The organism is Marinoscillum sp. HNIBRBA16962, from assembly GCF_057801515.1.
Window position 1 is genome coordinate 5,016,278 of sequence record NZ_CM173603.1, and the last position, 24,688, is coordinate 5,040,965.

The window sequence follows — 24,688 nt, forward strand, 5'->3', positions numbered from 1 at the left end:
CCACGCATCATTAGAGCCTAATTGTTGGCGGTAGTCTTTTCTATTTTGTCCTGTATTTTATGTTCTAAACTCAATTCTTTCATCTTTTTGGTAAATGCTTTTTTGTAATATTCTGGCATTTGATAACCACTTTGAAAGTACTTTTGATACTTTGTTTCCAGTTCAGGAAAATGGGTTCTAATAGCATTCATAACCAACGTTTTACTGTCTGCTCTTCCACTTCCAAACAAAGTTAAACTCGCAGGAAGTATGTAATTGACATTTAAAGCTGTAAACGTCTTAAATAAGCGTTCCAAATGTTCGGTTGTGTCTGAAATGAATGGCAATAATGGCATTAAACTGATACCTGTATGAAATTTTTCACTTATGGTTTTTTCTACTGCTTTTAGTCTCAAAGAAGGTGGTGTCGCTCCTTTTTCAAATATGTTAGCCACTGCATCATCAAGGGTGGAAAAGGAAAATGAAACGATTACACCTCTTCCCAATGTTTTGTTTAAGTCGTTAGGTAAAATGGCGTTTTGGTCAATCTGATGAAGTAGGTCAAAATCTCGTTCAATTAAGTCGGACTTTGTAAGGATATGAACAGGAAATTTATGTTTTGTAATGACTTCTAATGCTTGTCGGGTCATTTCGTATTTTTTCTCGACTTGCAAATAAGGGTCGGTAGCAGAAGAAAGTACAATAAACCCGTGTTGCTGTTTTTTAGCTCGGTTAAAAAGTTGCCTGTCGAGAATCTCAATGGCATTGGTTTTTACACTTAAACTTTCTTCGAGATTTGTTCCGTATTTGCTTCCTCTGATATAACAGTACAAGCAATTGAAAGAACAACTGCTGTACAAGTTCAAGGTATAATCATCCAAAAACCAAGGGTCTCTCCGTTTGGTTTTGTTCAATACGGATTTCACTTCAACTTCCCTTGGCATAGTTGTTCCTGTTTAATCCGATTTCAATCTTCTTTCTGAACCAATTGGCTACTTTATCCTTATTTTCAATTTCATCTTGATAATAAGTAATAAGGTTAGGATGAAATTTAGCCGTTGTTTTAGCTGCCCAACCTGCACCTTGCCTCACTTCCTTATCATTTGTATTTGCCATTGTCAGAAGTACTTCAAATAGTTGTTGAACTTCCTTTTCCGCTAATCCTTTCTTAATTGCGTAATGACCACCTGCACCCAATGACCTTACCACCCAATTTGTGGAATGCGAAGAAAGTTTCTGGTACTCTGGAAGCATTTTATTAGGAAAGTGTAATAAAGCATATCCGAAAACCCGTTCTCCAATGATGTCGCATACATACCAAATGTCTGCTTTAGAAATGTATTCAGTCGCTTTTTCCAATGACTGGTTAAAATGTTGTGGCAATCTCAATTGCAGTATTTTGCCGAGGATGACATTTCCACCTTCAGTTTTCAGCTTTTCAATGGCATCACAAAAAGGAATTTGAGTGTCTGTCGATAGGAGTTTGTAAATCTCTTCTGCACAATATTCGAGCAAAGGGAATTTAACTTTCTGTGAAAGAATACGCTCATGGACTGTATCAATAAACAATCCCATTTTTTCAACATTAAAAACTTTCTTACATGCTTCCCATTCAATTTGAATGTCTCCTTTACGGCTTATTGTTCGCATACCTTACTTTTTAACTTTCTTTAAAGCATCAAGGTATTTTTTCTTCACACCATTGTCTTCTTCTTTTTCGCAAAGCCTTTCAATCTTGGGTAATAATGTTTTGTTGCTTTCGGTTTTTAATTTTAATATCTCTGCCAATGCGTAAGCTGTTGCCCAACGAACAACTGTTCCCCTATTTTCAATATTTTGTAAAAGATTGTGTATTGATTCGTCCAATTGAGTTGGGAATTGTTTGGCGATATTCCCTATGACTTTTGCACTTTCCCATTTTACTCTCGGTTCTTCATCTGTTAATGTCTTAGTTACAAAGGAAAGTAAATCTTCATCCGCAATTGTTGGTAATTTTTTTGTGGCAGATTCAACAGCCTCAATACAAGTTGCTTTGTCTTTTGCTATTTGTTTTTCGGTATAAGCCAATAGTTCGTCTAGTGGTAACTCGTTGTTCAATAACCATTCAGCAATTTGTTTTGCCTTTGCTTTGGCTTTTATGGATTTGTCTTCAAAAAGATTTTCTAATGTCATTATTATCTGTGTCGCTTTTTATATTACTCCAAACGCCTTTATAAAATGAGTGCGCCCACACTTTCTAAAGGCTTAGAAGTCTCAGTTTTACTTCCGACTTTCTACGAAGAAAGTAGGCGCATTCATTTTTATCTAATGTGCCCGTTGCACAACTCAAATTCCCCGAAATGGTCAAATTTTCCTATCTGAAAACCTCGATTACAAAGCTTAGAGACAGGTAATGCTTAACAGTATTAGGTATTTACCAACTATTGAGGGGTTGTGCAACAGCCACGAATGTTGGCATCAGTTACCTTTGATCTTCGAGAAAATATTTCCAGTTCGTTTCTTATTTGCTCGCCCTAGCCTTAAATGTTTCTTTTCGAGAAATACAGGTGAAATTTCGTTCATCTGGTCATAATACTGCCAAAATCTTTCATCTGGCTCTGAAAATGGAAATGACAAGCTCAGATTGCATTGTGAATTTTGACTAAACCAGACCAATAACGATGATTTATACTGTTGATTAGGTAAGACTTCCTTTGTTCGAAAGTCCTTAAGCAGAATATTGTATGAAATGACTAGCTCTAAGGCAGGCATACTTAATTTGGGCCAAGGCTGCTCCTCGATTAAATAGTCGATTGCAGTTTGGAGTTGGTTAACGTTTATTGACCATTCTGTTTTTTTTTGTTCGGTTGGCTTCCCAGAAGGATACATGAAACCCATTGAAGTAGTCTTTCCATTGCCAAACTTATGATTTAAGTTAATTATTAGGTTAGCATAGAAATCCTTGGGTTCATCCTCATAAAAGGGCTCGATAGCTATAAGTTCTGGTGTTTGAGCATCCTCAATTAAAGAAAGCCCCATCGCAGATAAAAAACTTTCAACCTTTGAAACCGCTTTTTCAATTTTTCGGGCTTTTAATGATTGATTAGGTCTTTGATCCGGCAAAGAATAAAGAATGTAAGGTTGATTTGCTATCATGGTTCTAATTGATGCCAACGATCAGCTAAGGTGAGTGTGTCTGCCACTTATGAGTAGCACTGAAGTATCTGTGAGCACGTCCTTTTCCAGAAGCATTATGACACATTCACCTTAGCATCTGTTATGATCATGTTATTGATTTTCAAGGAGTTGAACTTTTTTACTAAGTTCTTGATTACTCGTTTTCAATTCAGCGTTTTCTGCTTCGAGTTGTCCCATACGCTTGTTCATATCGATCATATAGAGAGTCAGTTCCTCAATCTTCATTAGCAGTTTAGCGTCCATCTCACCAAGGTTGATTCCATTCTCAGTTACCTCAGCCTCACTTGGGATTTCTGGAAGGTGTCTGTTTGCTGAAATAAAGTTTTCCACTTCTTCAAGAGTTGGGAGTTTGTAGTTTTCTTCAAAAATAAAATCAGGCCAATCTAGGAGGTCTACCTTAACTTCTTTTGAATGAATTGTTCCATTCACATCCAATTCATGATCAGGGTCTGTTGTTCCAATTCCGACTCTTCCGGAATGAGAAGTTGCTGCTCTAACATATAATGCATCGGTCCAGGAGGCAGTGTTACCTCGGACAGCAAATCGAAGACTAGTTACTCCGTTACCTTCATCAACCCCATAAATTTTCGAACCATATCCACTTGAGGATGAAGAATGCAAAATTTCAATCGATTTTTGATCACTCCCCAAGGTCATGCCAATTGTTGATGTAATCGTGTTAAGGTTTGACCCAATAGAAAGTCGAGATTTTGGATTGGCTTCACCAATTCCAACATTTCCCATACCATCCAATTTTATATGTGAGTTCCCTCCACTATAAAAAGTTGTATTATCACCAAGTCTTCTTACAAGTTCCGAATCACTAGATGTATTATCTTTTAGGTGTAGTAAAGCATATGAATCTGTACTTTCAAAAATAGCAATATCATTAGCTCCTGATGAATTAACATGCAATTTCTTGTTTGGAGATGTCGTACCAATTCCAACTCTTCCAGAACTGGAGGTTGCCGCCCTGATGTACAAGGCATCAGTCCATGATGCGGTGTTTCCACGAACAGCAAATCGAAGACTAGTGACACCATTACCTTCATCAACCCCGTAAATCCTTGAACCATAACCACTTGAAGATGGGGAATGCAAAATTTCAATCGATTTTTGATCATTCCCTAGCGTAATGCCACTTGTAGATGTAATCGTAGAAAGACTCGATCCGACAGAAAGAGTTGATTTTGGACTGGATGTACCAATTCCAACATTATCAGTTGTAGTAAGGTTGCTGTCATTATCAGACCATTGAGCGGATACAGTGGTTGTCAGCAAAAGAATGCCAATGAATAAGTGTAGTTTTTTCATGATTTAAAGATTAAGCGATTTTTAATGGGTATTGATTGGTCATAACGCATAGCTATCGGATGTCCCACGGTCAGTGAATAACACTAAAGTAGCAAATCCTCACTACAGTTTCCGAAAAGCAGTGGACGCGGACGGCTAGTCATATGCCCGATGAGCGTTTGTTATGTGTATTTAAAATTATCTAATTGATATTTCATAAGTTTTAGTTTGCCCAGCAGATATCTGAAAAAATCCAATATTGCTTCCGCCATCGTACCATGTGTAGTTACCTGCGTTCATGTTTGAAATGAACACTTCTCCTTTATTATTAGGTAAGAGATTTTTCAAAATAGGTTGCGTGTTTATAAGTTCAGAAACTGTAAATACCCCTTCTGGGTAAACGTCTATTTCTAAGCTTTCCAAATTATCACTGTTGAAAATCAATCTCGCATTTCCTGTTAGCTCATCATCATTACAACTGATTAGAGTGAAAGCAATTATTAAAAATAAAATTCTCATATCAATCAAGAATTAAAATTCGACCAGTTTTATAACCATTATCTGATCTAATCCGAAGAAAATAAACACCCTTTGAGAGTTTGTTAAGTGATAGTGGAATTTGATGAGTCCCTTCATTTAGAGATTCTCTTTCTTCCAAGTAAACACGTGCTCCCTGCTGATCAATTACCTCAATATTAAGGTTGCTGTTTTTAGAGTTAATGAAATACTCAATAGTCATGTTACCACTGTTTGGGTTGGGATAAACCATTATTGAACTTTCTTTGATCAGATCATTATTCATTTCACTAATCTCATCATTTTGTAGTTTCACTTCTAATGATCGAAAATCTACATCCTCATTAGGATCTCTGATATAAAAATTGTCAAAGACTATTCGCTGCAAACTACCTTCTTCATTGATTGCTCTTCCATTTTCCAAACTTTCAAAACTTGGAACAACTGCTACAAAGCTACTTCCGTTTGTTGCATGAAAACCATTTGTCAATGTTATTATATTTCCAGCTAATAGCGACACTGAATTTAAGCTACCTCCAACATTAAAATTATTTCCCACAGTAATGCTGTTTTCTGCAATTGCAACATTTCCATATGCGTAGGTTTTATAATCACTTTGTTCGTCCAAAGTTAGGTCAATAGGAATAGGGAATAATCCATACGGGTTCTCATAAGCGCTACCTAACCATATATTTTGATTATAGATAGGCGTTTCTATATCAAAAATAGAACCCTCAGCAAATTCAATACTCACAGGGAAATTTTTAATTACAGTTATTTCGCTCCCATTGTTTCTAGCATCTTCAAATTTAAATTTGAGTTCTAGAGCAATGCCGGTCGGGAGTAGGGGAAGTACTGGATTACTACTATGATAGCTTGCACGAAGATCAGAGATACCACCAAAGACATGACTCTCCAATAACACAGGATTTTCAAAACGTGTAGGTTCTCTATAATCGAATGTATAAGCAGCTTTCATACTTGTGATTTCCAAACCGGAAGCAGAATTAAATACATAGTTTAAACTATTCTTTAACTTAAATCCATAATAATCAACTACGGTGGTCAACAATACAGGTTCTTCTTTTTTTTCGTCGTATTGAACCACAGGTTTTTCAACCAAATTGAAAACTCCAATTGGATTGAGGTCATTCACAGGAATGTAATATTGAGAAGTAGGTGATTTATTTGGATTTAAAATAAAATCATCACTAATTAAAAGATTCGTATTCGAAATTGTACCAGACAATTTCAACGAGCCAGAAAATTTTAAGGGTTTGGGAGTAGCGTCATTACTGAAGAAAAATGTTTTCACAAAGCCAGCAACCCCTCCAATCAAAGGCGCTGCATTTGCTAATGGAGAACTTGCAAGTGCAGATAAATTTTCAAACCACCAAGGTTCACTTTCACCAGCATCTATTTTCTTTTGTTCTGCATTTACTCTATCATTCAATCCCTTAGTAGCTTTCTCGGCCGACTTGTAAAATTTTTGACCTTTATCAAACGCTTCCTTTAGATTTCCACCAGAACCTTTTGATCCTTCAAGGTTAGCATCATCCATCACTTGATCAAGCGTAAACTCTGTAGATTCTACATCTAAAACCGACTCATCAATGCCCCAAATTTGAATGCGCATTCTGGAATCCAAATCCATAGTAGGGTCGTAGCCAAAAAGTTGAAAATCAGCATATCCCCAGCCTTGAAACACAGCTACTTTCCCCATGAAGTTTAATGTATTATCAGCGTCATAATCATTTAAAAATACTTTATCATCATCCGAAAAGGTCATTAGGGCACCTGAAAATTCGGGATCAACAAAAGAAAGTTCCGCTCTATAATAAGTGTAGGAGATATTTTGAGCATTGTAGAACAAGTATCTTAGTATTCCCCGGTACTTGTTATAAAGTATAAAGAAGGGCTGGGAAGGAGCACTTGTTGCCGTTCCAAAATCTCTGTAGACCAGGACCCATCCATCTTCTGGCCACATATCTTTTTTCGAAGCTATGGTATTAAGCGGATGTCCGGAAGTGAAAAATGGTGTTTGCTTGCCTGAGGGTACTTTAACAGGGTTAGGCTGACCAACAACCTCATAGTACATGTCAAGACCACCAGCATATTCTTGATACCATATCCAATTTGGGTCACTGTTTGGGTCATTCGCCTCAATCATCCGAGCATTATCTTGGGCTTGGTTACTTAAACAAGCGATTACCAATAAAAAGGTGAATATTTGTTTCATTTTATTTCTGTTTTTTCTGTTAAGTTTAGTGATTACACATAACGTCTAGATAAGCTCAGTGAGCAAATCCGTTTAAAGTTGATTTTATAGTTACAGTTTGAGTCTGAATTTTGCTCATAGCTCCATTTGCTCATTGAGCTTATCGCTTGTTAGCGACATTGGTTATTCTTTGCAGATTCATATTGAGTTCGTTTAATATTGTAAGCAATGATTCTTTGTTTTGACCTAGATCTAAGGATAACTTGTCAAGGTGTTCATAATTACCAAGGTGATAGTTTACCTCTAATATTTTTCCGAGTAAACTTGTGGAAGCCTCAATTTTTGGGTTGAAATACTTTTTGAATTGTATTTTGTCTTTTCTATAGCTGTTGATATTAAGCTCAAGAAAGGAATTAAAAGCTTTTTCAAAGCTCTTTTCATAGCCTTTGGTTTTGTATGAGGAGAAAACTTCATACCATTTACTTGAAAAGTTATCATGGGCTAGATGGTTTCTAACAACAATGAAGCTCCAAATCTTCTGGTCAACATTGTCCAATTGATCACCAAATGACCTTGATTCTGATGTATTATTAATGAATCCAATGGCATCTTTTAAATCAAACCTTTTTCTTTTTGTTGTTAATTGAAGAACACTAGTTTCCTTGATGTCCTTCGTGGCAAAATTTTCATATTTAGATATTGATGTTGAAAGTAGTTTACCGACTGCATCAGTTACCAGCATTGGAATATTGATAAGATCAAATAAAACAATCACTAATCTGGTGAATGAAAGTGCAGAGCTATTTAATAAAGACTCTTTATTTAGAGAAGCATATTTATCCCAAACTTGAAGGGCTTTCAAAGTATCTAGATACTGTTCATAATATGTCTTACGATAAGTTTTAAGATAAATATCTAATTCATCTCCTATACTTTTAGAGAGTTTCAGAGAGTCAATTAAATCTGAGATTAAAGTTTCGCTTAGATTCAATCTTTCTAATGTGAATTTCCCCTTGTTGGATGTTTTTATGTAATTACGTTCATAATCGATAAGCTTATTTTGGTACAGATTCATTAATAAACTATTGCAGAGATGTTTACTCCATCCAGTTCCCTCTTGTACTTCTATGTCGGAGGTTGCTCCAGACTTTTCGATCCATGCAAGCAGAAGCAAATTTCTTTCATCATCAAAAAGAGAATTTGGATGATCAAGAAGCTCCATGGAATATTTGATGTTCTCTTTCATAATCTTCCTTGATAAAAATATTTTACTTCTCGCACCCTTTTGACATGATCGAAAATACCATCTTGAACTATCGGTAGCTCAGGATACCCATTATAGTATACCACCTCATATGTTAGAATTGATGAAAGAGCCTGTAGACTTTGGTGAGAATATCCCTCTAGATATTCATTGTTTAAAAAAACCAGAAGTTTCCCATTTACTCTGGAATCGCTCGCAAAATCATGAATTTCCCCAATTGATCCTGGTGTCTCTGGAATTGAAACTATCATATCAAATTTCTGAGCTTGAACTAGCTGTTGAATTCTTACGGAACCTTGGTTACTCTCAATTATTTCCTCACTGAATAAAGCAAGATGTCCCTGTTCTCTTAAAACTGTTCTTAGCTTCACTCTCAATTCAGCAATTGGTGATGTTGAAGAAGGGCTTGGACCCCAAATCAAAACCGATACAGGTATACTATTAATTTTAGACAATTCCTCCGAAATCTGAGGTTTCAGCCTTTCAAAAAGCTTTTGAGCTTCGGGTTTAAGTGGTGAGTCAGGTAAATTCATATAAGCCTTCTTATTGTCGCTAACGACCAGCTATCGGGCGTATGTCCGCAGCTAGTGAATAGCACTAAAGTAGTGAAATCTGCCGAAGCTCACAACGGTTCCAAATAGCACTGCGTTCCGAAAGTCTTAAAATCCTTCGAGCAGAAGTCAGTAGAAAGCACTGCCATTTCTCAGCGGCAGATATCACGGTCGAGTTTCTCCGAAACCAGCCAGAAATCACTTTGACATATGCCCGATCAGCGTCTGTTACATACCGTTATTTTCGTAATACATTTCGATGAGCGAGAACGCAAATCCTGGTATTAATTGTCGAAGTTCCTTCGTTTGGTTAGGTATTGATTGAAGCTTTTCCTTTAGTTCAAGATACATTGGGTGTTTGATTCTTGATGTTACGTACTCAGCTGATTTTAATTCTTCTTGGAATTCTTCCTTCAGTTGTTCCTTGTTAGTAGAAATGTTCTCAATGAAAGCCAAGCCAAAATTTAGTAGTAGGTTGGATGAAAGTGAAGCAAACCTAGATTCTAGAAACTCCATTCCAACTGTTGAGAAGTCGTTAACCAATGTCTTGATAGTCTCAGCTGTTGTGTTAACTCGGCCGTTATGAAAATAGTAAGCTTGCACGATAGGTGCAATTCCTGTTCCACGTTTAAGAGTTAATAAGTCGAAATGATTATTCAAGATTCCGGATTGGTAGCTACCTGTAAAGCGGTATGTAGGGTTGAAACAAGAAGATACCGAACAACTAATTATTCCTTCCTTTAGTGAGAAGTTGACATGCAAATCCTCATAGATTGGATATTTTTCAAAGTTGAGAGTTCGTGCGAAATAGTATGTTGAATTTTTATACTGATCAAATCCAAAGTCCGGTAAAGCCTCATTCATTCGTTCAATTACAAGTTTCTTGAATTCTCCTCGTCTGAGTTCAGGACTTTCGTCAATTGTCGTCTTCTTCTCTTTGGATATGTTGAACCTGTTCAATTTGCGTAGTGCTCTATGGTATGTAACGAATGTCTATGTGCAACACCCATTGCACATATCCGACATCCATCAGTCCAAATCTAATGGATTTTTAATTTGATTGAAACCCTTAACTGCCACATGTGTATAGATCTCCGTTGTTTTCGTACTTGAATGACCCAATAAAACCTGAACATATCTTAAATCTGTACCATTCTCCAATAGATGGGTAGCGAAGGAATGCCGTAGCATATGTGGAGTCACATGCTGATTGATCCTGGCTCTTCGTGCCGCACGCGCTACTATCTGTCTTACACTGGATGCCGTGTATTGCTCTCCCAATTTCCCTTCAAACAAGTACGTACTGGGCCTGTATTCCTGGTAATATGCCCTCAGATCCGAGAGCAAATTGTTACTCAGTATGCTGATCCGGTCTTTCCTCCCTTTGCCTTGCCGGATGGTGATAGTCATTCTCTTGCTGTCAATATCACTTATTTTTAAATCCAGGAGTTCCTGCCTGCGAAGACCCGCCGAATAGAGCAGGGCCACAATGCACCGGTGCTTGATATTTAGAATCCCCTTGATCATCCTGACCACATCTTCCTTTGCAATTACTTTGGGAAGTGTTTCTGCTCGCTTAGGGACATTAATGGTGTAAAACCTGTTGGGCATTTCCTTCACTACCTCGTAGTAAAATTTGACCGCACATATAGTCATTCGTACATATGACTCTGACCGTCCGGCTCTTACCAGTCTGCCTAAATAGTCATTTATCTCCAATTCCGAGATCTCCATAAGGCTTCTTTGTTTCACAAAATCATTTATAAACCGCTCAAAATGATGAATATACGATCTCGCAGTATTCATTGAATAGCGTCTCGTCTCCAGCTTCTGAAGAAATTCCTCAGGTACATATTTGACGCCCTTTCGAACTTTTCGCTCTCTAAAACTGTCTACTGACAATGCCTCACCGCCTTCATTGACCGGCCTGTTTACAAAAAAGTACCGCGTATTGACCCAGGCCACACCTTTGAAGGTATCAAAAATAGCGTAAACTAAAACATTCGTCTGACCACCCACAGCAGCCAGACGAATGTAAAAAGATCTGCTTTACCTTACCCGAACCTTATGATTCAGTATACCCGTAGCATTTTCCAGCCGGAGGATACTGGGCAAAAGCCCGGACAACAGCTGCCAGCATGAACCCGGCAGCCAATAACTGAAAAATGAATTTTCGTTTGTTTGTACTCATGATATTTGGATTTTAGTTTGGCAAAATGGTTCGGCCTCATTGCTTAATCAACTTCATGCGTTTGGTGCCTGAAAGCATTTGCAGCTCCAGGAAATAAACTCCACCCGACAAGTCCTTCATATCTATCATGTTGTCTAATCCTACCAGATCTTCCTCATGCATAAGCTGCCCTGAAAGATTGACAATCCGGGCGCTAACCAACTCGCTATCATCCTCCAGACGTATATTCAGCACATCTTTCACGGGATTAGGGTAACACAACACTGACACAGCTTTCGGCTCTTCTTCCGCTGCCAGGTCGATCCTCGATCCGGAAATATTTATCAATTCCCACTGGGAATTAACATGTGTGGTATTAGCCCACTGGCCACAGGCACTTCCATTGGCAGTACGACCCATACCGTCCAGGTAGAGTCCAGTGCCACGATTGCGCAGCTGATAGTAGCTACCAGAATACTGCTGCATGGTCCAGTGAGAATTATAATGCGTGGTGTTCGCCCACTGGCCGACATCTGATCCGTTGGAAGTGCGGCCCATTCCATCCAGGTACAATCCGGTTCCTACATTCCGAAGCTGGTAATACCCACTGCCTACATCTATTCGTTCCCACTGTGAATTGGGATGGGTGGTGTTTCCCCATTGCCCACAGGCATCTCCATTACCAGTACGTCCCATGCCGTCCAGGTATAGTCCGGTGCCACGGTTTCGCAGTTGAACCACTGAGCTTCCGCCTGACGATGGTGGCGATCCCAGGTAAGGCCATCCATTGGCAAAGCCAAAATCCGTACGGACCATGAGCTTTGCATTGCCATTGTCATTGCCATCGTAGAAATGATAGGTCAGGCGACCTTCGCCATACCCGAAATGACCAGGCCCTACTACATTGCCATTTTGATTGGAGATAAAAGTACGTTCTCCGCTATAAGGTCCGGTAATGCTTGAAGAACGTGATACCACGATATAATACGAACTGCTTAATCCATTGCAGCAGGAACCCCGATTGGAAAACAGGTAGTAGTATCCTCCATTTTTCATGATAAAAGGTGCTTCACGATCCTGATGATTTCCACCAGCGATATGAGTGACTCCTCCTGTTGTTTTGCCAGTAGATGGATTGATCCGGACAACACCAATGCCTCCAAACCAGGAACCATAGGTCATCCATACATCGCCATTATCATCCCTAAATAGCGCCGGGTCAATGGCATTGATGTCATTATTTCCATTGGAAGAAACCACTATACCAAGGTCGGTCCACGGACCGTTCAAGTTACTTGCACGTGTCACTCCAATAGCCGAAGTAGATGACCCAAACGTGGAGGCTGAATAATACAGGTAGTAATATCCGTTCATTTGGATAACCCCCGGAGCCCAAAAATCACCACTGAATCCAGGTACATAATTGTTGATCCATGAAGGCCAGGTGCCTGGTGAAAATGGTGTAGACTCAGCCTGCCAGTTGGTAAAATCAGCATTACTGGAAGACATGGCCCAAACTCCACTACCTGTAGTAAATATCCAATACCTACCGTCCGTATTCCTAACCACTTTGGTAGGGTCATGGCTGGGTGGATACTGTGCCAGTAAATCAAAACCTGAAAGCAAGATCAAGGCGACCATAAATAAGCCTTGAACATATTTAATATGTTTAGTTAGAGTATTCATATTATTTTTATTTAATGTTATACGTTGGAAATTACTGCTTCTGAATTTTCACGGTGCGTGAACCAGCTGCATTTTCTACCTGAAGGATGTATAGACCCGGGGTTATACTTTTTATGTCCATCTGATATTCTGAACCTTCAAAGGCTTCTTTTTGAATGAGCTGACCAGCACTGTTAATCAGCTGAATGGTGGTGGGTCCATCCACTTCCGGCTTACCCAACTTTATCTCTACAAAATCCTGAGTGGGATTAGGGAATACCTGGAAGCTCTTTTCAATGTTATCTTCTTCTACATCGGCAACACGACTACCACTTACAGGTTGAAATTGAAACTGCTGATTGTAACTACCGCTGTAACAGGTGTACTGGACCAGATTAGCTCCGTCTGAAGTAGATACTCCTTCTATATCCAGACACTTTCCACTAGCCACTGACCGGATGGAGTAATAGCCCCCTCCCCGGTCTACCAGCTCCCACTTCTGGCAGTCATTGTTTAACCAATCCCATAGCTGGGCATTAGCAAGGTTGGAGCCACTGCATCCGGTCATATCCAGGGCCATTCCGGTTGCATTGGCTGGTGAAATCCTCCACTGGCCACTACCAACATCTGTGAAGATCCATTTTTGGCAATCGTTATTCAACCAGGACCACTGACGTACATTGGTACCTGTTGAGGATCCACAGTTTTCTACGTCAATTGCTTTCCCGCTATGCCGGGGAGTGATTCGATACGTACCACCTGATGTGACCGGACCTCCACTGGATGGTGGACTCCCAACATACGGCCATCCATTGGCAAAGCCAAAATCCGTCCGGACCATGAGCTTTGCATTGCCATTGTCATTGCCATCATAGAAATGGTATGTTAGTCTTCCATACCTGTATCCTACATGACCAGGTCCAACGACATTTCCGCTCTGATTGGGTAAGAAAACTCTTTCTCCTGTGTATGGTCCGATAATATTTGTAGAACGAGCAACGACCACATAGTAAGTACTATTCAAGCCATCACAGCAGAGCCCTCGCTGATAAAACAGGTAATAGTAACCTCCATCTTTCATCAAACCAGGACCTTCTACATTTCCACCCACGAGATGGGTGGTTCCCGAAACAGGCTTACCGGTCTGCGTGCTTAGTTCTATAATGTCGATACCACTTTGCCAGTTTCCCCAGCTCATCCAGAGCCTGCCATTGTCTAAAAGCAAAGCCGGATCAATGGCATTATTTCCAGCTACTACCATTCCCTGATCAGTCCAGGGGCCTGCCAAATTGGTGGCTGTTGCTAAACCAATGGCTGCTGGTGCTCCCTCTCCTGCACAGGAATAATAGAGGAAAAAGGTATTGTCAATTTTAATGATATCAGGTGCCCAGAAAAAACCGGTGAACCCATCTACGTAATTGCTGATCCATCCGGGCCAGGAATTCTCCGGAAAAGGTGTTGGCTCGACCCGCCAATCTGTAAAATCAGCATTACTGGAAGACATGGCCCAGATCCCCTGCCCGGTGGTGAAAATCCAGTACCTGCCATCGGTATTTTGGATCATCGTAGCGGGATCATGACTGGGCGGATACTGTGCTTTAGAAATAAAAGAAATGAGTAAAAAGAGCATGACCACTAAAGAGCGGACAAGCCCCGATCTCTCAGTTTGTTTTAGTGTTTCCATAATAGATTATCTTTTAGTTAGTTGATTGATCTCCTGATAGTTAGAAGACCTATTTACACTAAAACAATTATAATCAGTTACACGGAAATTTAATTTCCGTTTGCTACTCTTCTAAGGTATATTTAGCATTACTTCTGGAGTATTTGATTTCGTATCCATCCCTTCGCAGGTCATTGATCATCTTGCGGATGGTTCGCTCCGTACAATCAAACTTATCTTCCAGATCCCTGGGAGAACTGAGTGCTCCTTTGCGAATGAGCTCCAGCAAATAATCCAGTCTTTTTCCGTAGGTAAAATAATCCATAAACCACTCGGTAAATGGCGGTGATTATGTTTATTCGTTTAATACACTTTTATCTACCACAGGCCACCCATTGCTGTCCCAGGTCATATCGGCAATTTTCAATTTGGAATGCCCGTCATCTTCAGAATCGTATGCATGGAAAACAAAGTAGTCTTTCCCATCGAAAGTATACGCACTATTATGTCCTACTCCGGCCCATCGTTTATCTCCCTCGATGACCAGTGAGCCTCCTCCTTCGGCCATGGATTTGCCTTCTTTATCGAGGTACGGACCGGTTACATTTTCAGACCTGCCCACTACTACTTTGTAAGTGCTGTTTTCTCCCCGGCAGCAATAATCCCACGAGACAAACAGGTAATACATGGTATCTTTTTTGAAAATAAAGGGAGCTTCCAGAGCTGCATCGCCCGGATTCTTATCATCTGTAAAGTGGGTTCGTTTCCTTTTAGCGATAGTATGCCATTCCTGGGGTTCAGCCAGCCTGTTCCTGTTCGGGACCAGTTTGACCAGCTTCAACCCCTCCCAAAAAGAGCCGAATGACATCCAGGGATATCCATCTTCATCAGTTATAATATTGGGATCTATAGCATTCCAAAGGTCTCTGTTTGGAACAGACTGAACGATAATGCCCTGATCTTCCCATTTGAACTCCGGATCATCCGGATGCAGGGTAACATTAGTGACCAGACCAATAGCTGAGGTATTTTTAGCAAAAGCAGAAACCGAATAATAGAGGTAGTACTTTCCGTTGTAATAGGAAATATCCGGCGCCCAGATATGGCCTCTGAAACCGGAAACTACCTGATCTGTCCACTCAGGAGGTCTTCTCCCAAACACGGATTCTTCCTCCCTCCATGTCTTCATGTCCTTTGAAGAATAAACAGAAATACCCCAGCCGGTGCAAAACAGGTACCAGGTATCATCCTGTTTGATCATCACCGGATCATGAACACTAATGTCTGTTTCTTGTGCTGAGGCAGGAGAAGCAAAAAGCAACCCGGCCATAACGTATAATAATTGTAGTAATCCTTTCATCTGTTTAAATTTTGCAACAATGCCCTGATGTCTGGTGGCAGAGGTTGAACCATCCTCCTGCCTGTGTGTCTCAGTAATTATCTCAGGCATGGCCTGTTTCATGTCAATTAACTTTTTTACCCCAAATAGCCAGGCCTTCCGCGTTAATGCCCGTAAAAAGAATAGTGGACCCCACTTCATTCTCCCAATCTCGTCCCCTTTCGATCAATACTTTATCTGTATCGCCATCTACCCAATTGATCGTAAGCCAGGGAGCCTCGTAAGTCCAGGAACTGCCTGCTTCACCGTCAATTGTTCCTTCAGCATCCAATGTGATATCGGATGAAGTCTGGAACCCTGGATTTGTTTGCGTTTCAGCAAATCCGGGAACAACAGTGTAATCAAAATCGATGACCTCCCAGCTTCCGATAAGTTCGCTTTCTTCCACACCCGTCTCCTCCTCTCCGGCAAAACGCTGAGAGCTGGTAATTGGCCACCCGTCTTCTGTCCAGAAGATCTGCCGGGTATGCATAACCATGTAGTATTTGTTAACTCCGGGACGCCCCTGATGAGCCATATAGAATTTACCATCTTTCTCAAAAACTCCCGGGTGGGAAACACCCTGCCATCCGGAGTGCCCGTCAAACCGGTACGGAGCAAGTATCATCGGGTAATTATCCGAAAATTCATTCATATTTTCTCCGAAATAATCAAGGAAAGGACCATCGGCATTTTCAGACCTTCCCACCCTCACATTGTATTTGGTTTCTAACCAATCGTAAGCAATAAACAGGTAGTACATGCCCTGATCTTCATTGTAAATGATTTCAGGACCTTCTATATTACCATCCGGATTGCCCTGGTCAAACCCGCCCCGATGGGCTATACGTACCCCTTTGTCTCCTGCTTGTCTGGCCAGACCGGTTTCTCCATCAAGTTCCATTATATAGATACCATCCCACGACGAACCATAGTACATCCAAAAATTTCCGCTTTTATCCACAATTACACTAGGATCGATCGCATTGGTATGGGTGGAGTTGCCACCCAGTGAGGTTACCACCACACCCTGCTCTTCGAATGGTCCGCGAGGATCATCTGAAGTGGCCAGGCCTATAGCGCTCAGTCGACCAATATTAGAAGCCAGTGAATAGTACACCCGGTACTCATCTCCCACCTTCATTGCGTAAGGTGCCCATAACCCATTGTTAGGCGTACCTCCATTGTCTGTAATGTGCGAAGCCCCCAAGCCTGGTATCCCATTGAATACCCAGCCTACAAACTCCCATTCCACCAGATTGATACTCCTCCTGATCTGCAGGCCAGGCCTGATGGCATGCCCAAAGGCTACGTCCGTACTGTAGGAATAAACAAACTTATCATCCACCAGCACAGAAGGATCATGCGTATTGTAATGTCGCCATTGGTACACCTGATCTTCAGTGGCCAATTCACCATAGGTATCATTTAACTGTGTGAAGTCTATGGGTCCATCATCCAGAGTGGTAGTATCGGTACGAGTAGTATCCACCATAATTGGACCACCTTTCAGCGGTTCATCTTTGCAAGACACCAACAGTTCAAGCCCACCCAATACGGTCAGCAATACAATTAATCTCGTCCACGCTGGTTTACTCATGTCCTCTCCTTCCTTCTAAACTTTTATTTCACCTCTAAAACGACCACAGAAAATGGCGGCAATTTGACAGTTATGTTTTCTCCTTTTTTGCTAAAACCTTCAAAATTCTGAGGAACTACGTTATCCGGATTATCAAAGGAGTTGTAGTCATTCAGGTCTCCTGATTTCAAAACTGTTCCTGTTATTTTCTTTTTGTCAGTACCTCTCAGACTCAACTCAATCTCCCTGGCGTTTGATGCATCGATATTGACCAGCGAAATGTGGATTGCTCCCGTATCATCCATAGAAGCTGAAGCGGAAATTGCAGGCAACTTCTTACCATCATACTCATATGTTGGGTTATTCATCAGATTCAAAGGAAGAAGCGTAGCGTCCTGATGTACATTGTACATCTTCATTACATGATATGTAGGAGTTAATATCATCTTCTCCTCGTCTGTCAGAATTACCGCCTGCAGTACATTGATCGTCTGAGCCAGATTGGCCATTCTCACTCTGTCCGCATGGTTATGGAAAATATTCAGAGTGGTTCCGGCAATCATGGCATCACGCATGGTATTTTGCTGGTAAAGGAAACCAGGGTTGGTGCCAGGCTCTACATCGTACCACCCTCCCCACTCATCTACGACGAGAGCAATTCGTTTCTGCGGATCATACTTATCCATGATAGTAGAGTGACGCTCTACAAGTTCTTCCATGTGAAGTGCTCGCTGCATGGTAGTGAAATATTGCTCCTCAGAAAAGCCTGTAGCTGGTCCTTTTGCACCCCAGTTAATAACTGAATAATGGTGTAAAGCCACACCTTCAATAAGATTTCCCGGAACTTTTTGCATCAAAACTTCAGTCCAGTTGTAGTCATCAGAAGAAGCGCCTGATGCAATTCTAAAAATCCCGCTTTGATTGGACCAGCCCGCCATAAAGGTTGCGTAGCGACGGTAGACATCTGCATAGTATTCAGGCCTCATATTTCCACCACAACCCCAGGCTTCATTTCCAACTCCCCAGTATTTCACATTCCATGGCTCTTCACGCCCATTCTCTTTTCTCAAGTCAGCCATCGGGCTAACACCATCGTGGTTTACATACTGGACCCAGTCGATCAGCTCCTGAACCTCACCACTTGCGACATTGGCAGCCAGGTAGGGCTCCGTATCCAGCATTTCACACATGTTTAGGAAATCGTGAGTACCAAAACTGTTATCTTCCGTTACTCCTCCCCACCATCTGTTGACGATAGTTGGTCTGTCTTCTTTAGGCCCAATACCATCTTTCCAGTGGTAGGTATCTGCGAAACAACCTCCGGGCCATCGAAGGTTAGGGATCTTCAGCTCTTTTAATGCTTCAATAACATCATTCCTTACTCCATTTGTATGCGGAATGACTTCATTGTCCTCGCCAACATAAAACCCTCCGTATACACAGCGACCCAGGTGCTCCGCAAAGTGTCCATAAATATGTTTGCTAATAGTGTGCTCTCCCTGATCAGCCCCAATGTAAATGGTAGCTTTATCTTGAGAGAAGACCGTAAATGACAGCAGAGTCAATAAAATAATAATAAATCTTTTTTTCATTTCGTTTTTCTTTTTTTGAAAGAAAAGGCGGGGGGTTTATCCCCCAGCAAATTCCCAGTTGTATGAAGCGTATTTTTTTTATTTGTTTAGTAATTTAATTTTCCTTTCAGCAAGGTAAAAGAGTGTGGTGGAAAATTGTAAGTAAACTCCTTACCTTTTGTGTCGATTTGAGGTTTTTCTGCTGTTTTGACTTTCTCCACACCAAAATCATTTTGATCTTTTATATCGCTTCCATTTACTTCAAAAACAGAGAATTTGCCTTTGAAGCTCCCTTCCTGTGTCTGAATGCTTGTTTCTATTGCCTGATCTTTATGCCTGTTGACCACTGCAACAATGACTTCATCACCGTTCACTGATGCAGAAACATCAAGGTATGGCACATCTGACTGCTGTGTCATGGTTTCCCCCAATCCAATGTTGAACGGTTGAGTATCATAAGTCTCACAATCAACAAAAACATCCAGGGAAGTGCCGTACATATGTTCTGAAAAGAGCTGAAGCGGATAGTAAATTGTTTGTTTGAACATGTCATCTTCATTGGTGAAAATCGGGGCAATAACATTAACCAACTGAGCCATATTAGCCATTTTCACCACATCTGCATTCCGTACAAATGCATTGAGAAAACCTGCAATTACCAATGCATCTTCCAGGTTATAATGTTCCTCCAGTGCCCGGTCTCCCCGAGCTGAATCTCCGCGTCTTGCACGATACCAGACATTGTACTCATCCCAGGCAATGTAAACAGGAGGCCGGTCCCCTCTGTTAGCATGTTGCATCTCACGAGCGATCATACCTTTAACTACTTGTGTCCTTTGATCCAGAACTAACGGTGTAGAAACGAAATTGTAATAGTCATCAGCAGGATTTCCAACATAGATATGAAGTGCCAGATAATCCACTACATCTCTGAGTTCATGTAATATGGTAGCATTCCATTCATCCGGTTCGGCCCCCGGACGATAGTTTGAAGACCCTGCCGCAATAAGTTTGATCTCCGGAGAAGTACGCTTCATCAGCTTAGCTGCCTCTCGGGCTTTTTTCGCATAATCCTCTGCATTGAGATGTCCCATTTGCCAGGGGCCATCCATTTCATTTCCCAGACTCCAGTATTTAATGTTATGTGGTTCAGGATACCCGTGCTCTTTGCGCAGTTCGGCATAGTAAGGCCCCTCTTTAATATTCGTATATTCAACCCACCTCCGCGCTTCTTCAATAGTCCCCGTTCCAAGATTTACCGCGAAGTATGGTTCAGTATCCAGCTTATTGGCAAACTCCATAAACTCATTAGTACCAAATTCATTCGTCTCGAGCCTGTACCAGGCTAGCTCCATTCTGGGCACCCTTTCCGGACCTACCCCATCCTGCCAATGATAGTTAGACACGAAGTTTCCCCCTGGATACCGAATCAAAGGCACATTCAAGCCTTCTACTGCTTCCAGTACATCTTTTCTAAACCCATCTTCGTCAGCCAGAGGAGAATCCGGGTCGTATATGCCTCCGTAAACGCACCTGCCAAGATGTTCTACAAAATTGCCGTAGATCATTTTGTCTATTTCTCCTATAGTTCGCTCCGGATCGATCTTGATCCTGGCCTGCTGGGCTCTGCCCACCATCTGAATGGTGAGCAGTATGATTAAGATTCCTGATAGCTTTCTAATTGTCATAACTACTATAGTTAGATTATCACTGGTATGGAATTCTGATTACAGATAATGAATATGGGTCCACTGAAATCGTAAAACTTTCGGCACCAATTTCGATTGTTCTTTCTTTTGGACTGATGTTTCCAGGCTGGTCAAAAGAATTTTCACTTGCCGGATCATTATGACTCAGAACCATCATCTTACCTGATGAACCTACTGAATTGGCGCCATCTACCTGGACTTCCAGGGAGTGCTTGTTGTCATTTACATTCACAACTTTTAAGATCAACTCTCCAGTCTCTTCGTCCTTGGAAGCAGTAGCGTAAACACCGTTTTGACCAATAAGCTCTTCGCCATCTTCCTTCATGCTTACCACATGTGTTCCTCTGTTGGTAGAGAAAAGTTTCTGCACGTAGTAGTTTGGTGTAGCGTAAACTTCCAGGTTGTCAAACCAAATCAAATCAGGCGTCCACTGCCAGCCCTCAGCATGTGCAAATAATGGAGCGTAAGAAGTCATGGTCACTACTCCTGCATTTCTTTCTAATCCTGTGATAAAAGCTGCCTCTGAAATTGCTGTCTCCCAATTGTTTTCATTCTCAGGGCTGGCAACTCCTACACTTTGTGAGGCATACTCACCTACGAAGAGTTTAGGGCCATTGCGGTCATAATCATCGTACCAATCTGCACTCTCTCTAAACCAATCCGGATTACGGTAAAAATGCTCGTCAACGATTTCCGGCGACAGCTTACGCCATTGCTCCCAGAGGTAATCAATCTCTTCTTCGCCATTTGGAAAGATAGAACCATCAGACCCTGTTGCAGCTATTATTTGCATATCAGGATATTTGCTTTTTACAGCTTCCACAATAGGTACATACCGTTCTATATATTGGGGTCCCCATTGCTCATTTCCTACCCCCAGCATCTTCATATTGAATGGTTCCGGATGTCCCATCTCTGCTCGTAAACCGCCCCACCTGGTGTCAACTGACCCGTTAGCAAATTCTATAAGATCCAGTGCATCCTGAATATACGGATCCAGGTCATCCAGCGGCACCAGCTCCCCGGTGTTAAACTGGCATGCCATCCCACAATTGATAATAGGCATTGGTTCTGCACCCAAATCCTCAGCAAGCAAAAAATATTCGTAGAATCCCACACCGAAGCTTTGGTAGTAGTCGGGAGCCGGTCTGTGGTCAAATTCAAAATTCCACCGGTTGATGGTTACTACTCGCTCATCTATATCTCCTACAGTATTTTTCCATTGATAACGCTGTGAAAGGTCAAAACCTTCTACAATACATCCACCCGGAAAACGTAAGAATCCCGGTTCCATATCTGCGAGCATCTGAACAAGATCAGCTCTTAAGCCTTTCTCTCGTCCTTTCCACGTATCTGTTGGGAATAGAGAAACCATGTCAATATCAACGACTCCTTCACCTTCGAACCAAATATTCATTGTGGCTTCTGCCTCGGTCCTGGTAGGAGTAAATGTAGTTTCAAGCGTCTTCCAGTCGTTAGTTATACCATCGACACGACCTTCCGCGATCACCTCATCTTGTGAATCGATCAATTCAATTCGGATTGCTGAAACATCCCCCTCAACGCTCCTTACCTGAATGCTAAAATCGTGCGGTACGCTTTTCTTGATACCCATTCCTCTAAAACCTTCATTTTTGAGGCCGGCTCCTGAACCCGCATCATCAATCTGGACTCTCAGATATCGGGGATTTCGAGAATTGCCCGTATTCATTGGTAATGTCCGAACACCCAAACCTTCATTTTTCAGCACAGTCCATCCCCGCAAAGGCTTATCGAATTCAAATGACCGGTTTTTTACCAATTCGGCATAGAGTCCACCATCAATGGCGAAGTTGATGTCTTCAAAAAAGATTCCGTACATGGTTGGCTGGATTTCGGCAACCACATCAGTTACATCCACATTGATGTTAGAAGAAAGAGGTGTTGTTCCGGTTTCCTTTTTGGCCTCAGCCGCCCTATTTTCACTACACGAGACACCTATCATTAGGATCAAAACACCAGCAACTATAATCCTAATAGATTTATACAGTTTATTCATTCCTTTATTTTTTTAACCTATCAAATTCAAACGTCTACTTTTCTAATTTCCTGACTTCTTTTGTCGAGGAAAACTACCCTTACAAGCTCCAGTCGGAACCATTAATTTTCTACTACTCTGCGACCAGTATCGCACTCCGAATCAACTTTTTTTCTTTCCCCAAATAGAAACTCCGGAAGCATTCAAACCGGAAAAAACAATGGTCACCTCTCTTGGCGACGCTTCCCAGTCAACTTCCCGTTCCACATACAATTTTGTACTACCAATCGTTAGGACATTGTTTGTCGCATCAAATGACCATGTTCCCGTTAAAGCGCCTGTAGCTTCATACTCTGCTGAAAGTGTTAGAGCTACTGACGTTTGCTGTGTCCGGTATTCGTAATTCAGTGTAATTTGTTCCCAGTCCCCTACAAGCCCATCTTCACTAATTTCTTTCTCCGGAACTGCGGTATATCTTTCGGGCATTACAACCGGCCAACCGTCTTCTGTCCATCTAACCTTTCGAACATGCCCCATCATAATGGCATTACTATAGGCATTTCCACCAGTATTTGCCGGTAGACGGGCTTGTGAAGCATAAAACCAATCTCCGGTCTCTTCATTCTTAAACATGGCATTATGAGAAAATCCAACCCATCCGGAATGATCATCAAATTCATAAGGATGTGTTATGATCGGGTACACGTTTCCTCCGTTTGTGATATTCGTTCCACCATATGCATAGTAAGGTCCGGTGACATTTGTAGCCCGGCAAACTCTGGTGTTGTAAGCTACCGACAGTTCATCGTAGGCCAGGAACATATAATAGTAGCCGGTTTCAGCATTATAGATTATTTCAGGACCTTCTGATGCTTGCCACCTGGATCCGTCTGTGCGGGTATAAATATGTGTTCCCCAGGTTGCTTCATCATTAATATCAAATTCATTTAATGGCAGGCCTGTATCCGGATCAATTTGAATAGCAGCTATGCCACTATGCCATGAGCCATAAAATAGCCAGTGTTCTCCTTCCGGAGTAATGACGTAAGAAGGATCGATAGCATTGTATTTAAAATAACCACTCCAATCATCAGTCCTTGAAGATCTGTACCAATCTGTTCCCTTGTCGGAAACAGAGCAAATTACCATCCCCTTGTCTTCCCAGGAGTTAAGTAAAGGGTCTGAAGTTTCCATTAGACCAATGAAAGCCCTTTCTGTCCAGGTATTATCAAAATTTTCTTCAGTATTTGGCAGGCCATTGCCAATGTAGTTATCAATAATAATACTGTAATACATGCGATAGACACTACCTACTTTATGCACAGCAGGTGCCCAGTGACCATATCCGGGATTATCAATAGGGTCCAAACCGACTGTAGCTCGCATACTGTTTAGCGTATCTTTCACCCAGGCAGGTGTTTCTGGCATAGATGCCCCCATATAAGTCCAGTTTACTAAATCCTTAGATCGCCGACCATGAAAATGTCCATGTCCACCATGTGCGTTTCCATATGAGGCATTGGTAGCATACATGTAATAATACTCACCATCAAAAATTACACTCGGGTCGTGCACATTTGCCAGGTTCCAATCAGAACGGTTACTCCACGAAGCTATCGACGAATAGTCGTCAGCGTAAGTTGGAATGGAATAAGATGTATCGGTGTCAGTCTCTTGATCTGTAGGGTCTTTTGTTTTGATGCCTGTAGGTCCTAAACCATCGTCTTTACACCCCACAAACAATAGAGCAGTTATGGTGACAGATAAAATCAGTAAATACTTTAGTTTCATCTAATATGATTTTTATTAACCCGACGGATAAATCAGTATTTCAATTATTATTTCCTATCGTTTCAGCCCCGTCAGTTTAATATTGAGAAAACTTCCTTATCAACGTACAAAATACGTTGATAAGGAGTCTCTCATTTTAACTAATGA

At 41.3% G+C, this 24,688-nt stretch carries 21 protein-coding genes; all 21 read right to left on the reverse strand.

Annotation, left to right across the window (positions count from 1 at the left end; all coding sequences use genetic code 11):
* Window positions 1–17: 17 nt before the first annotated feature.
* Window positions 18–923, reverse strand: a complete 906-nt coding sequence (locus tag AC3E9V_RS20880; RefSeq protein ID WP_488750108.1) for an SPL family radical SAM protein — start codon at window positions 921–923, stop codon at window positions 18–20.
* Entirely contained in the window at window positions 907–1,629 is a 723-nt protein-coding gene (locus tag AC3E9V_RS20885) for a DNA alkylation repair protein (protein WP_488750109.1), read from the reverse strand. The genes AC3E9V_RS20880 and AC3E9V_RS20885 overlap by 17 nt, the downstream gene beginning before the upstream one ends.
* A 3-nt stretch (window positions 1,630–1,632) precedes the next feature.
* The gene (locus tag AC3E9V_RS20890) at window positions 1,633–2,151 is read right to left on the reverse strand and encodes a HEAT repeat domain-containing protein (protein WP_488750110.1); all 519 of its coding nucleotides are present in this window, start codon (window positions 2,149–2,151) and stop codon (window positions 1,633–1,635) included.
* A gap of 285 nt (window positions 2,152–2,436) precedes the next feature.
* Window positions 2,437–3,114: a hypothetical protein gene (locus AC3E9V_RS20895; protein ID WP_488750111.1), complete on the reverse strand. Its 678-nt coding sequence runs from the start codon at window positions 3,112–3,114 to the stop codon at window positions 2,437–2,439.
* A gap of 132 nt (window positions 3,115–3,246) precedes the next feature.
* A complete protein-coding gene (locus tag AC3E9V_RS20900) occupies window positions 3,247–4,470 on the reverse strand; it encodes a hypothetical protein (protein ID WP_488750112.1) in 1,224 nt (407 codons plus the stop codon).
* A 177-nt stretch (window positions 4,471–4,647) separates the two neighbouring features.
* Window positions 4,648–4,968, reverse strand: a complete 321-nt coding sequence (locus AC3E9V_RS20905) for a hypothetical protein (protein ID WP_488750113.1) — start codon at window positions 4,966–4,968, stop codon at window positions 4,648–4,650.
* A gap of 1 nt (window position 4,969) precedes the next feature.
* A complete protein-coding gene (locus tag AC3E9V_RS20910) occupies window positions 4,970–7,204 on the reverse strand; it encodes a T9SS type A sorting domain-containing protein (RefSeq protein WP_488750114.1) in 2,235 nt (744 codons plus the stop codon).
* 139 nt (window positions 7,205–7,343) lie between these two features.
* Entirely contained in the window at window positions 7,344–8,429 is a 1,086-nt protein-coding gene (locus AC3E9V_RS20915) for a hypothetical protein (protein WP_488750115.1), read from the reverse strand.
* The gene (locus tag AC3E9V_RS20920; protein ID WP_488750116.1) at window positions 8,426–8,980 is read right to left on the reverse strand and encodes a hypothetical protein; all 555 of its coding nucleotides are present in this window, start codon (window positions 8,978–8,980) and stop codon (window positions 8,426–8,428) included. The genes AC3E9V_RS20915 and AC3E9V_RS20920 overlap by 4 nt, the downstream gene beginning before the upstream one ends.
* Before the next feature lie 246 nt (window positions 8,981–9,226).
* Complete coding sequence (locus AC3E9V_RS20925) at window positions 9,227–9,958, reverse strand: hypothetical protein (RefSeq protein WP_258105898.1); 732 nt, start codon at window positions 9,956–9,958, stop codon at window positions 9,227–9,229.
* 69 nt (window positions 9,959–10,027) lie between these two features.
* Window positions 10,028–11,017: a site-specific tyrosine recombinase/integron integrase gene (gene xerA / locus AC3E9V_RS20930; protein WP_488750117.1), complete on the reverse strand. Its 990-nt coding sequence runs from the start codon at window positions 11,015–11,017 to the stop codon at window positions 10,028–10,030.
* Window positions 11,018–11,063: 46 nt separating this feature from the next.
* A complete protein-coding gene (locus AC3E9V_RS20935) occupies window positions 11,064–11,189 on the reverse strand; it encodes a hypothetical protein (RefSeq protein ID WP_488750118.1) in 126 nt (41 codons plus the stop codon).
* Window positions 11,190–11,225: 36 nt separating this feature from the next.
* Window positions 11,226–12,854, reverse strand: a complete 1,629-nt coding sequence (locus tag AC3E9V_RS20940) for a family 43 glycosylhydrolase (RefSeq protein WP_488750119.1) — start codon at window positions 12,852–12,854, stop codon at window positions 11,226–11,228.
* A 31-nt stretch (window positions 12,855–12,885) separates the two neighbouring features.
* Window positions 12,886–14,517, reverse strand: coding sequence for a family 43 glycosylhydrolase (locus tag AC3E9V_RS20945; RefSeq protein ID WP_488750120.1), 1,632 nt, complete (start codon window positions 14,515–14,517; stop codon window positions 12,886–12,888).
* A gap of 103 nt (window positions 14,518–14,620) precedes the next feature.
* A complete protein-coding gene (locus AC3E9V_RS20950; RefSeq protein ID WP_488750121.1) occupies window positions 14,621–14,821 on the reverse strand; it encodes an HTH domain-containing protein in 201 nt (66 codons plus the stop codon).
* A gap of 30 nt (window positions 14,822–14,851) precedes the next feature.
* On the reverse strand, window positions 14,852–15,958 hold the full coding sequence (locus AC3E9V_RS20955; protein WP_488750122.1) for an arabinan endo-1,5-alpha-L-arabinosidase: 1,107 nt from the start codon (window positions 15,956–15,958) through the stop codon (window positions 14,852–14,854).
* Window position 15,959: 1 nt separating this feature from the next.
* Window positions 15,960–17,474, reverse strand: coding sequence for an arabinan endo-1,5-alpha-L-arabinosidase (locus tag AC3E9V_RS20960; protein WP_488750123.1), 1,515 nt, complete (start codon window positions 17,472–17,474; stop codon window positions 15,960–15,962).
* A 23-nt stretch (window positions 17,475–17,497) separates the two neighbouring features.
* Window positions 17,498–19,045 (reverse strand): alpha-N-arabinofuranosidase, encoded by a 1,548-nt coding sequence (locus AC3E9V_RS20965; protein ID WP_488750124.1) that lies wholly within the window; start codon window positions 19,043–19,045, stop codon window positions 17,498–17,500.
* Window positions 19,046–19,131: 86 nt separating this feature from the next.
* Window positions 19,132–20,712 carry an alpha-N-arabinofuranosidase gene (locus tag AC3E9V_RS20970; protein WP_488750125.1) on the reverse strand — a complete coding sequence of 527 codons (1,581 nt, stop codon included), beginning with the start codon at window positions 20,710–20,712 and terminating at the stop codon, window positions 19,132–19,134.
* 19 nt (window positions 20,713–20,731) lie between these two features.
* A complete protein-coding gene (locus tag AC3E9V_RS20975; protein WP_488750126.1) occupies window positions 20,732–22,771 on the reverse strand; it encodes an alpha-L-arabinofuranosidase C-terminal domain-containing protein in 2,040 nt (679 codons plus the stop codon).
* A 141-nt stretch (window positions 22,772–22,912) separates the two neighbouring features.
* Entirely contained in the window at window positions 22,913–24,541 is a 1,629-nt protein-coding gene (locus AC3E9V_RS20980) for an arabinan endo-1,5-alpha-L-arabinosidase (protein ID WP_488750127.1), read from the reverse strand.
* Window positions 24,542–24,688: the final 147 nt, after the last annotated feature.

Coding starts and splice junctions, on each gene's coding strand:
- AC3E9V_RS20900 (WP_488750112.1), bottom strand. CDS start 4,470: ATGAAAAAACTACACTTATTCATTGGCATTCTTTTGCTGACAACCACT.
- AC3E9V_RS20915 (WP_488750115.1), bottom strand. CDS start 8,429: ATGAAAGAGAACATCAAATATTCCATGGAGCTTCTTGATCATCCAAAT.
- AC3E9V_RS20965 (WP_488750124.1), bottom strand. CDS start 19,045: ATGAAAAAAAGATTTATTATTATTTTATTGACTCTGCTGTCATTTACG.
- AC3E9V_RS20945 (WP_488750120.1), bottom strand. CDS start 14,517: ATGGAAACACTAAAACAAACTGAGAGATCGGGGCTTGTCCGCTCTTTA.
- AC3E9V_RS20885 (WP_488750109.1), bottom strand. CDS start 1,629: ATGCGAACAATAAGCCGTAAAGGAGACATTCAAATTGAATGGGAAGCA.
- AC3E9V_RS20955 (WP_488750122.1), bottom strand. CDS start 15,958: ATGAAACAGGCCATGCCTGAGATAATTACTGAGACACACAGGCAGGAG.
- AC3E9V_RS20960 (WP_488750123.1), bottom strand. CDS start 17,474: ATGAGTAAACCAGCGTGGACGAGATTAATTGTATTGCTGACCGTATTG.
- AC3E9V_RS20905 (WP_488750113.1), bottom strand. CDS start 4,968: ATGAGAATTTTATTTTTAATAATTGCTTTCACTCTAATCAGTTGTAAT.
- AC3E9V_RS20950 (WP_488750121.1), bottom strand. CDS start 14,821: ATGGATTATTTTACCTACGGAAAAAGACTGGATTATTTGCTGGAGCTC.
- AC3E9V_RS20970 (WP_488750125.1), bottom strand. CDS start 20,712: ATGACAATTAGAAAGCTATCAGGAATCTTAATCATACTGCTCACCATT.
- AC3E9V_RS20940 (WP_488750119.1), bottom strand. CDS start 12,854: ATGAATACTCTAACTAAACATATTAAATATGTTCAAGGCTTATTTATG.
- AC3E9V_RS20975 (WP_488750126.1), bottom strand. CDS start 22,771: ATGAATAAACTGTATAAATCTATTAGGATTATAGTTGCTGGTGTTTTG.
- AC3E9V_RS20980 (WP_488750127.1), bottom strand. CDS start 24,541: ATGAAACTAAAGTATTTACTGATTTTATCTGTCACCATAACTGCTCTA.
- AC3E9V_RS20890 (WP_488750110.1), bottom strand. CDS start 2,151: ATGACATTAGAAAATCTTTTTGAAGACAAATCCATAAAAGCCAAAGCA.
- AC3E9V_RS20880 (WP_488750108.1), bottom strand. CDS start 923: ATGCCAAGGGAAGTTGAAGTGAAATCCGTATTGAACAAAACCAAACGG.
- AC3E9V_RS20935 (WP_488750118.1), bottom strand. CDS start 11,189: ATGAGTACAAACAAACGAAAATTCATTTTTCAGTTATTGGCTGCCGGG.
- AC3E9V_RS20895 (WP_488750111.1), bottom strand. CDS start 3,114: ATGATAGCAAATCAACCTTACATTCTTTATTCTTTGCCGGATCAAAGA.
- AC3E9V_RS20910 (WP_488750114.1), bottom strand. CDS start 7,204: ATGAAACAAATATTCACCTTTTTATTGGTAATCGCTTGTTTAAGTAAC.
- AC3E9V_RS20920 (WP_488750116.1), bottom strand. CDS start 8,980: ATGAATTTACCTGACTCACCACTTAAACCCGAAGCTCAAAAGCTTTTT.